Here is a 9,422-nt window from a genome sequence, read left to right as displayed (position 1 = left end):
CGGCCCACACGGCGCCGTCGTTGCCGGCGTTGGTGCCGCCGTACGGCGCGGCATCGGTGTTCATCAGTTCGCGCCACTGCCCGGGCGCGGGCAGGCCGACGCGGTAGCTGGCGCGCGGCACCGGCGTGAAGTTGCAGACGGCGACCACCAGATGCCCGGCCTCGTCGCGGCGCGCGAACGCGAACACGCTGTTGTCGCGGTCGTCGCCGATCAGCCAGGAGAAGCCGGCTGCATGGCAGTCGAGCGCATGCAGCGCCGGCTCGGCCGCGTACGTGCGGTTCAGGTCGCGCACGAGCCGCTGCACGCCGCGATGCGCGGGCGCATCGAGCAGGTCCCAGTGCGGCGTCGCGTCGTGCGCGAACTCGGCCCATTGCGCGAATTCGCTGCCCATGAACAGCAGCTTCTTGCCGGGGTGCGCCCACATGAAGCCGAAGTACGCGCGCAGCGTCGCGAGCCGTTGCCACGCGTCGCCCGGCATCTTCGCGACGAGCGAGCCCTTGCCGTGCACGACCTCGTCGTGCGACAGCGGCAGCACGAAGCGCTCGGAGAACGCGTACACGAGCCCGAACGTCATCCGGTCGTGGTGATAGCGGCGGTGCACCGGGTCTTCGCGCACGTACGCGAGCGTGTCGTGCATCCAGCCCATGTTCCACTTGAAGTCGAAGCCGAGCCCGCCGTCGCCGGTCGGCGCGGTGACGCCCGGCCACGCGGTCGATTCCTCCGCGACGGTGACGACGCCGGCCGGCGCGGCCGCACCGTGCAGCGTGTCGTTCAGCATGCGCAGGAACGCGACCGATTCGAGGTTCTCGCGCCCGCCGTGCACGTTCGGCACCCATTCGCCTTCCGCGCGCGAATAGTCGCGGTACAGCATCGACGCGACCGCGTCGACGCGGATGCCGTCGACGTGATACCGGCGCGCCCACGCGAGCGCCGATGCGGCGAGGAACGCGCCGACTTCCGTGCGCCCGACGTTGAACACGCAGGTGTGCCAGTCGGGATGCAGCCCTTCGCGCGGGTCGGCGTGCTCGTACAGCGCCGTGCCGTCGAACTGCGCGAGCCCATGCGGATCGTCGGGGAAATGCGCGGGCACCCAGTCGACGAGCACGCCGATGCCGGCCGCATGCGCGCGGTCGACGAAGCGGGCGAAGCCGTCAACGGGGCCGAAGCGCGCGGACGGCGCGAACTGCGCGAGCGGCTGGTAGCCCCACGAGCCGCCGAACGGATACTCGGCGACCGGCATGAACTCGACGTGCGTGAAGCCCATTCCCTGCACGTACGGAATCAGCCGCTCGGCGAGTTCGTCCCAGGTCGCGCTGCGGTTCATCTCCTCGGGCACGCGTTGCCACGATTCCGCATGCACCTCGTAGATCGACCACGGCACGCGGTAGCGGTCGACGTGCGGCCGCGCGTGCATCCAGCCTTCGTCGTGCCACGCGAACGCGTCGAGCGCGGCGCCCGGCGGCGCCCCGAAGGAAGTCCCCTTGGGGGAGAATGCCGCGATTTCGCGCGTCACGCCGCCGCCGTTCTTCCATGGCGACGCGACGAGATCCGCGGCGCGGATCATCGTCGCGTTCACCGGCGCCTGGTGGAGCGCCGTCATGCTCAGCGGCCGAGCATCGGCAGCTTCAGGCCGGCTTCGCGGGCCGTCTGCTGCGCGAGTTCGTAGCCGGCATCCGCATGGCGCATCACGCCCGTCGCCGGGTCGTTCAGCAGCACGCGGCCGAGACGCTCGTGCGCTTCGGCGGTACCGTCGGCGACGATCACGACGCCCGAGTGCTGCGAGAAGCCCATGCCGACGCCGCCGCCATGGTGCAGCGACACCCACGATGCGCCGCCTGCGGTGTTCAGCAGTGCGTTCAGCAGCGGCCAGTCGCTCACGGCGTCCGAACCGTCCTTCATCGATTCCGTCTCGCGGTTCGGGCTGGCGACCGAGCCGGTGTCGAGGTGGTCGCGGCCGATCACGATCGGGGCCTTCAGTTCGCCGTTCTTGACCATCTCGTTGAACGCCTGGCCGAGGCGATAGCGATCCTTCACGCCGACCCAGCAGATCCGTGCCGGCAGGCCCTGGAACGCAATGCGCTCACGCGCCATGTCGAGCCAGTTGTGCAGGTGCGGATCGTCGGGGATCAGCTCCTTCACCTTCTGGTCGGTCTTGTAGATGTCTTCCGGATCGCCCGACAGCGCGATCCAGCGGAACGGGCCCTTGCCTTCGCAGAACAGCGGACGGATGTAGGCCGGCACGAAGCCCGGGAAGTCGAATGCGTTCTCGACGCCCATTTCCAGCGCCATCTGGCGGATGTTGTTGCCGTAGTCGAGCGTCGCCGCGCCGCGTTCCTGCAGCGCCAGCATTGCGCGCACCTGGACAGCCATCGACTGCTTCGCAACCTTCACGATGCTCTGCGGATCGACCTTCTGCGCCTCGCGCCATTGCGCGACGGTCCAGCCTTGCGGCAGGTAGCCGTTGATCGGGTCGTGCGCGCTCGTCTGGTCGGTCACGCAATCCGGCGTGATGCCGCGCGTGACGAGTTCCGCGAACACGTCGGCCGCGTTGCCGAGCAGGCCGATCGACACCGGCTTGCCGTCGCGCTTCGCTTCCTCGATCATGCCGAGCGCTTCGTCGAGCGTCGTTGCCTTCTTGTCGACGTAGCGCGTCTTCAGGCGGAAGTCGATACGGGTCTCGTCGCATTCGACCGCGATCATCGAGAAGCCGGCCATCGTCGCGGCCAGCGGCTGCGCGCCGCCCATGCCGCCCAGGCCGCCCGTCAGGATCCAGCGGCCCGACGGATCGCCGTTGAAGTGCTGGTTCGCGACCGAGAAGAACGTTTCATAAGTACCCTGAACGATGCCCTGGCTGCCGATGTAGATCCAGCTGCCGGCCGTCATCTGGCCGTACATCATCAGGCCCTTGCGGTCGAGCTCGTGGAAGTGATCCCAGTTCGCCCAGTGCGGCACCAGGTTCGAGTTCGCGAGCAGCACGCGCGGCGCATCCTTGTGCGTGCGGAACACACCGACCGGCTTGCCCGACTGGATCAGCAGCGTCTCGTTCTCTTCGAGATCCTTCAGCGACGCGAGGATCTGGTCGTAGCATTCCCAGTTGCGTGCCGCACGGCCGATGCCGCCGTACACGACGAGCGCATGCGGATGCTCGGCGACTTCCGGGTCGAGGTTGTTCTGGATCATCCGGTAGGCCGCTTCGGCCAGCCAGGTCTTGCAGACTTTCTCGCTGCCGCGCGGCGCACGGATCGTGCGGGTCGGATCGAGACGGGGATCGATGTGTTTCGGATGGTTCATGACGACTGCTCCCGAAGGAAAATGAATATCAAATAGGAATCAGAAATGCCCGGTGAAGCGGTATCGGCTGCCGGGATGCCACAGATTCGCCACCGAGGCGACGACGCCCTGCGACCAGGTGCGTCGATGTAAAACCAGACACGGCTCGACGTCGTCCATCCGCAGCTGCTCGCGCCGCTCCGGCGCCGGGGCCGCCGCTTCGATCCGGTACTCGACGCGCTGCAGCGGAGCCGCGCGCATCAGGTACAGGTTCGGCGTCGTGTTCGTGAAATCCTGCTCGGCGTAATCCGGCGCGACCGCCGGATTCACCCATCGTTCTTCAAGCTGCACGGGCTCGTCATTCTCGAAGTGCAGCACCTGCGAATGAAACAGCTTCGTGCGCACGGCCACCTGCATCTCGTCGGCGAGCGCCTCGTCGGCGCGGATCGTGTCGAGGCCGAGGACGCTGGCGTGATACGCATGCCCGCGTGCACCGACTTCCTCCGAGATACTGCGGATCGCCACCAGCGTCGATTCGTACTTCGGCCGCGCGACGTAGGTGCCCGCCCCCTTCATGCGGGTGAGCACCTGCTCGGCCGTCAACTCGCGCAACGCGCGGTTGACGGTCATGCGCGCCACCTTGAATTCGCGCGCCAGCTCGTTCTCGGACGGCACCTGATCGCCCTCCTCCCACTCGCCTGCGTGGATGCGGCCCAGGATGAAATCCTTGATCTCCTGGTAGACCGGCGCGCTCATGGGCTTACTGTTCCGACGCGAACGAGAACGGCGCGACCTTCGCGAACGCGCGCTCGCCGACCAGCTTGGCGATCACGGCGATGTCCGGTGCGAAGTAGTGGTCGAGCTCGTAGTGCGCGACCTTGCCGCGGATCGTTTCCATCACGGGCGCCAGCTTCGGGCTCGTGTGGTACGGCGCGCGCAGGTCGACGCCTTGCGCGGCGGCCAGCAGTTCGATCGCGAGGATGTGCTTCGTGTTGTCCGCGATGTCGGCGAGCTTGCGCGCGGCGAACGTCGCCATCGACACGTGGTCTTCCTGGTTCGCCGAGGTCGGCAGCGAGTCGACCGACGCCGGGTGCGCGAGCGTCTTGTTTTCCGATGCGAGTGCGGCCGCCGTCACGTGGGCGATCATGAAGCCCGAGTTCACGCCGCCGTCCCGCACGAGGAACGGGGGCAGGCCCGACAGCGTCGCGTCGATCAGCAGTGCGATGCGGCGTTCGGCCAGTGCGCCGATTTCCGAGGCGGCGAGCGCGAGGTTGTCGGCTGCGAACGCGACGGGCTCGGCGTGGAAGTTGCCGCCCGACAGCACTTCGCCGGTATCCGGGAAGATCAGCGGGTTGTCCGACACGGCGTTCGCTTCGACCAGCAGCACGTCGGCTGCATGGCGCATCTGGTCCAGACACGCGCCCATCACCTGCGGCTGGCAGCGCAGGCTGTACGGGTCCTGCACCTTGTCGCAGTCGCGGTGCGACTGGTTGATCGGCGAACCTTCGAGCAGGTCGCGGTACGACGCGGCTGCGTCGATCTGGCCCTGGTGGCCGCGCAGTTCATGAATGCGTGCGTCGAACGGCTTGACCGAACCGGCAGCCGCGTCGACCGACAGCGCGCCCGCGACGAGCGCGGTGCGGTACAGGTCTTCGATCGCGAACATGTTGTCGAGCGCCAGCGCGGTCGATGCCTGCGTGCCGTTCAGCAGCGCCAGGCCTTCCTTCGCCTGCAGCGTCAGCGGCGCGAGGCCGGCGACGCGCAGACCGTCGAGTGCGCTTGCACGCTCGCCGCGGATGAACACTTCGCCGACGCCCAGCAGCACGGCCGACATGTGCGCGAGCGGTGCCAGGTCGCCCGATGCGCCGACCGAGCCCTTCACCGGGATCAGCGGCAGCACGTCCGCGTTGAACAGCTTGATCAGCGCGTCCATCACTTCACGACGGATGCCCGAGTGGCCGCGGCCGAGGCTCGACAGCTTCAGCGCCATCAGCAGGCGCACCGACGAGCGTGCCATCGGCTCGCCCACGCCGACCGCGTGCGACAGCACGAGGTTCTTCTGCAGCAGTTCGAGCTGGTCGTGCGGGATGTGCGTGCTGGCCAGGCGGCCGAAGCCCGTGTTGATGCCGTAGGCCGGCTCGCCCTTCGCGGCGATGTCGGCGACGGCCTTCGCGCCGGCGTCGATCTTCGCGAAGCTGGCCGGATCGAGCGTCAGTTGCACGGATTCGCGTGCGATCTGGCGCAGTTGCGGGAGGGTCAGGTGGCCGGGGGTCAACGTAATCATGTGAGCAATCCTGTCTAGACAAGTTCGGAATGGATTGAAGTGTAGCCACGCCAACTTGTCTAGACAACCCGTATTTCACCGATTTCGACTTGGGAGTTTCCCTGATGCCCGGCGCGCCCCGTCAAATCGGCCCGTGTGATCCGGCGCTTAACAGTTGTTGCAATTATTTTTTCTTTGGCAACATACGGATCATCATTCACCACGGAGACCGCCATGCCCTTCCCGTCACGACCCGCCACCCGGCTCGGCCGGCCCCTGCTGTTCGCCGCGTGTGCACTCGCATGCGGCGCGGCGCTCGCCGTGGAGCCGCTGTCGGGCACGCTCGAGAAGATCCGGCAGAGCAACCTGATCTCGATCGGCCACCGCGAAACGTCGGTGCCGTTCTCCTACGCCGACGCGAACGGCAAGGTCATCGGCTTCTCGCAGGACCTGTGCGACCGCGTGATCGCCGCCGTGAAGGCGCGCACCGGCAAGCCCGACCTGCAGGTGCGCTTCATCCCCGTCACGTCGCAGAACCGCATTCCGCTCGTGCAGAACGGCACCGTCGATCTCGAATGCGGCGTCACCACGAACCTCGCCGCGCGTCACGCGCAGGTCGCGTTCTCGACCACCTTCTTCGTCGCGACGACCCGCCTGCTCACACGCACGCGCTCCGGCATCCGCGACTTCCCCGATCTCGCCGGCAAGACGGTCGTGACGAACCAGGGCACGACGTCCGAGCGCCTGCTGCGCAAGATGAACGAAGAAAAGAAGATGAACATGCAGATCATCAGCGCGAAGGACTACGGCGAGGGACGCCTCACGCTCGAATCGGGCCGCGCGGCCGCGTACATGATGGACGACGTGCTGCTCGCGGGCGTGCGCCAGCTCGCCGCGAAGCCGGCCGACTGGCAGATCGTCGGCACGCCGCAATCGTCGGAAGCCTACGGGTTCATGCTGCGCAAGGACGATCCGCAGTTCAAGGCGCTCGTCGACGGCGTGCTCGTGCAGTTGATGAAGCGCGGCGAGATCGACGCGCTGTACGACAAGTGGTTCACGAAGCCGGTGCCGCCGAAGGGGCTGTCGTTCGACTTCGCGATGAGCGACGTGATCAAGGCGCGCTATGCGGCGCCGAACGACGCGCCGCTCGAATGAGCGGCGCGTACTGAACGCGGCTCACGCACGCGTCCACGCGACGCACGCCGCGTAGCCGGGCGCCGCGTCGAGCCACGCCGCATCGAACGCCGCAACGCCGGCGGCGGGCGCGGCCGGCTCGACGATCGTCGTCGCGGGAGTCGCAACATCGCGCGGCGGCATGACCGCGAACGCGCTCAGCCCGCCGACGATACCCGTGCCGAGCGCCTTGAGCAGCGCCTCCTTCGCACACCAGACGCGCATGAATTCGCCGGCGCGTGCGGCAAGCGGCAGGCTGTCGAGATAGGCGGCCTCGGCCGGCGCGCAGACTTCGCGCGTCAGTGCGCGCCAGTCGGCCGCGCGGTTGCAGCACTCGATATCGACGCCGACGCGCCCTGCGGGAGCCCACGCAATCAGCGCATGGTCGCCCGCATGCGACACGTTGAAGTCGAGCAAAGTGTGATGCGCGCCGTCCAGCGACGGTCGCCCCGATGCGTCGACGACGATCGCCACCGCCTGCGGTGCGATGCCGAGGGCCGCGCCGAGCACGTCGCGCAGCGCGGCACGCGTCGCGGCGCTGCGCACCGCGTCCTCATGCCGCATGAAGCGTGCGGCCCGCGCGCGCTCGCCATCGCTGAGTGCCGCATACGCGGGCGACGCAAGCGGCACGCGCCAGTCGAAATCGACACGCGCGATCTGCACGCCGGCGCGGGACGCGGCAGGCGGCGTGTCGAGCCGCTGCGTGCGCCAGGCGCGGGGGATTTCGGACGGGGAAGCGGAATCGGTCGGGACGAGCATCGACGTGCGGCGGCCTGTGGAATGAAACGTCCGATGGTAATCGATCAGGCGGTGCGGCGAGCCGTTGCGGCCTGCCGGTGTCAATGCTGCTGGCGCTGGGCGCCGCGCTGACGCTCGTTGTCCTCGCGGCAGGCACCCGCGTGACGCGACTGCCCCGTTACCCGTTCGCGACAACGCCCGCCACGCCGCTGCCGGGCCCACGCCCGCGCGATGCCGGGTGAATCGCATGCACTTTGCCCGGCGCATCGGCCGGCAGCACGCCGTGTTGCAGCCAGTAGAGCGCCAGCGGCCACAGTGTTTCGGTGAAGCGGCTGTGGAAAAACGCGAAATGGCCGATCGCGTCGACGCCGATGTCGGCCGGCGCGATCCGCAGGTGCGTGACATCGCTGCCCGTGTAGTAACCGACCAGCCGCTCGATCGCCTCGACCGTGCCGAACCCGTCGTCGTCGAGCCCGATCGCGAGCATCGGCGCCGACAACCCCGCGAAGCGGGCGGGCAACGCGGCGCGGCTCGCGGCGGGTTCGGCGAGCAGGCCGCGCGTATAGCCCGCCTCGAAGCGCGCCTGCGAGCGCACCCACGACAACGCGACGCCGCGCGGCGTGTCCTCCATCCAGCCGAGCCGCTTCGCAGGCACGTAGCCGAACACGGCCGCGAGCACCGGCATCGCGACGTGCCACTTCCACCACATGCGCCGCCGCTCGGCCGGCATGTAATCGCGCCAGTACGCATACTGCGCGCCGACCGTCACCGCATGCCGGACGTTGACGTTCGATGCGGCGAGCCCGAGCGCAACCCCGCCGATACTGTGCGCGACGACATCGATCGGCTGGCCCGGAAACGCGTCGCGTGCGTATTGCAATGCGGCTTCGCAATCGAGCCGCCCCCAGTCGAGCCAGTTCGCGCGCAGCTTCGCGAGCTGCGCCGGGCGCGACCCGCCGATGCCGCGATAGTCGTAGACGAGCACGTCGCGCCCCTGGGCGAACAGCCAGGCCGCGAAACGAAAGTAGTAGTCGCAACGCACCGACGTCGCGCAATTGATGACCGTCACGGGGCGAGCGACACTGCCGCCGCGATGGCGCCATACGTGGCCGCGCAATGCGTAACCGTCGGCCGCGCGCAGCGTCACGGGTTCGGGCGGCAATGCGTCTGCCGCGCGGGTGCCCTGCGTCATTCCGTTGCCTTCGTTCGAAATCGTCATCGTGTCTCCGGTCCCATGCTTCGCGGTCCGTCCGGGTTGGCGCCTCAGTGCCTGCTCAAGCCCAAGCTTCGCAGCCGGCCGAGGCGTCACCGCACCAGCACCTGCACCAGCCCCATCCTCCACCGCCCACACCAGCCTCCATTGAACTTGACGCGCCCCAAGTTCTCAACCAATCTTGCTGCTCCGTTCGCATGAGTCACGCGCATGTCAACGCCGCTCGTCCGTCTCCCGTCGCTCGACCTCGTCCGCGGTTTCGTCGCCGTCGGCCGCCGCATGAGCATCACGCTCGCCGCGCAGGACCTGTGCGTCACGCAATCGGCGGTCAGCCGCCAGGTGCACGCGCTCGAAGCGCATCTCGGCGTCGCGCTGCTGCAGCGCGGCTACCGGAAGATCGCGTTCACGCCCGAAGGCGAGCGGCTGTTTCGCGTCGCGGATGCGGCACTGCACGGGCTGCAGGACACCGTCGCGTCGCTCGCCGCCGCGCGCGAGCGCCAGCCCGTCACGATCACCGCGAGCATCGGCGTCACCGCGCTATGGCTGCTGCCGCGGCTCGGGCGGCTGCAGGCGCGCCTGCCGGAGATCGACCTGCGCGTCGCCGCGAACGACAAGGTACTCGATTTGCGCGCCGAAGGCATCGACCTCGGCATCCGCTATTGTCCGCGCGACCGCGCGCCGGCCGGCGCGCTGCGCCTGTTCGACGAGATCGTCGTGCCGGTCGCGCATCCGGCGCTCGCCTCACGGCCCGTCACGAACGCGGCA

General features: G+C 68.5%; 7 protein-coding genes and 1 pseudogene. 2 read left to right on the top strand and 6 right to left on the bottom strand.

Annotation, left to right across the window (positions count from 1 at the left end; genetic code table 11):
• The 4 genes and pseudogenes from glgB to hutH form a co-directional block, all read right to left on the bottom strand.
• Positions 1-1,507: pseudogene (gene glgB / locus G3N99_RS28140) on the bottom strand (1,4-alpha-glucan branching protein GlgB); the annotation flags it as partial.
• A gap of 95 nt (positions 1,508-1,602) precedes the next feature.
• Entirely contained in the window at positions 1,603-3,291 is a 1,689-nt protein-coding gene (hutU, locus tag G3N99_RS28135) for a urocanate hydratase (protein ID WP_206124022.1), read from the bottom strand.
• A 39-nt stretch (positions 3,292-3,330) separates the two neighbouring features.
• The gene (gene hutC / locus G3N99_RS28130; protein WP_011352609.1) at positions 3,331-4,026 is read right to left on the bottom strand and encodes a histidine utilization repressor; all 696 of its coding nucleotides are present in this window, start codon (positions 4,024-4,026) and stop codon (positions 3,331-3,333) included.
• A gap of 4 nt (positions 4,027-4,030) precedes the next feature.
• Complete coding sequence (hutH, locus tag G3N99_RS28125; protein WP_174946158.1) at positions 4,031-5,554, bottom strand: histidine ammonia-lyase; 1,524 nt, start codon at positions 5,552-5,554, stop codon at positions 4,031-4,033.
• A gap of 213 nt (positions 5,555-5,767) precedes the next feature.
• Here hutH and G3N99_RS28120 point away from each other — a divergent pair, with 213 nt between their 5' ends.
• The gene (locus G3N99_RS28120; RefSeq protein WP_206124021.1) at positions 5,768-6,688 is read left to right on the top strand and encodes a glutamate/aspartate ABC transporter substrate-binding protein; all 921 of its coding nucleotides are present in this window, start codon (positions 5,768-5,770) and stop codon (positions 6,686-6,688) included.
• Positions 6,689-6,709: 21 nt separating this feature from the next.
• On the opposite strand, the gene G3N99_RS28115 is transcribed toward G3N99_RS28120, so the two are convergent.
• Positions 6,710-7,465 carry a 4'-phosphopantetheinyl transferase superfamily protein gene (locus G3N99_RS28115; RefSeq protein ID WP_206124020.1) on the bottom strand — a complete coding sequence of 252 codons (756 nt, stop codon included), beginning with the start codon at positions 7,463-7,465 and terminating at the stop codon, positions 6,710-6,712.
• Between the two features lie 157 nt (positions 7,466-7,622).
• The gene (locus tag G3N99_RS28110) at positions 7,623-8,663 is read right to left on the bottom strand and encodes an alpha/beta fold hydrolase (RefSeq protein ID WP_206124019.1); all 1,041 of its coding nucleotides are present in this window, start codon (positions 8,661-8,663) and stop codon (positions 7,623-7,625) included.
• 204 nt (positions 8,664-8,867) lie between these two features.
• Between G3N99_RS28110 and G3N99_RS28105 the strand changes: the two genes are divergently transcribed.
• On the top strand, positions 8,868-9,422 hold a 555-nt coding region (locus G3N99_RS28105; protein WP_206124018.1), incomplete at its 3' end, for a LysR family transcriptional regulator.

It is taken from the genome of Burkholderia sp. Ac-20392, assembly GCF_017104585.1.
GTDB lineage: Bacteria > Pseudomonadota > Gammaproteobacteria > Burkholderiales > Burkholderiaceae > Burkholderia > Burkholderia lata.
This window is presented reverse-complemented; position numbering and strand designations above follow the sequence as displayed.

Excerpts from the sequence above, each read along its gene's own strand:
- hutH (WP_174946158.1), bottom strand. The coding sequence starts at position 5,554 with ATGATTACGTTGACCCCCGGCCACCTGACCCTCCCGCAACTGCGCCAG.
- G3N99_RS28110 (WP_206124019.1), bottom strand. The coding sequence starts at position 8,663 with ATGACGATTTCGAACGAAGGCAACGGAATGACGCAGGGCACCCGCGCG.
- hutU (WP_206124022.1), bottom strand. The coding sequence starts at position 3,291 with ATGAACCATCCGAAACACATCGATCCCCGTCTCGATCCGACCCGCACG.
- hutC (WP_011352609.1), bottom strand. The coding sequence starts at position 4,026 with ATGAGCGCGCCGGTCTACCAGGAGATCAAGGATTTCATCCTGGGCCGC.
- G3N99_RS28115 (WP_206124020.1), bottom strand. The coding sequence starts at position 7,465 with ATGCTCGTCCCGACCGATTCCGCTTCCCCGTCCGAAATCCCCCGCGCC.
- G3N99_RS28120 (WP_206124021.1), top strand. The coding sequence starts at position 5,768 with ATGCCCTTCCCGTCACGACCCGCCACCCGGCTCGGCCGGCCCCTGCTG.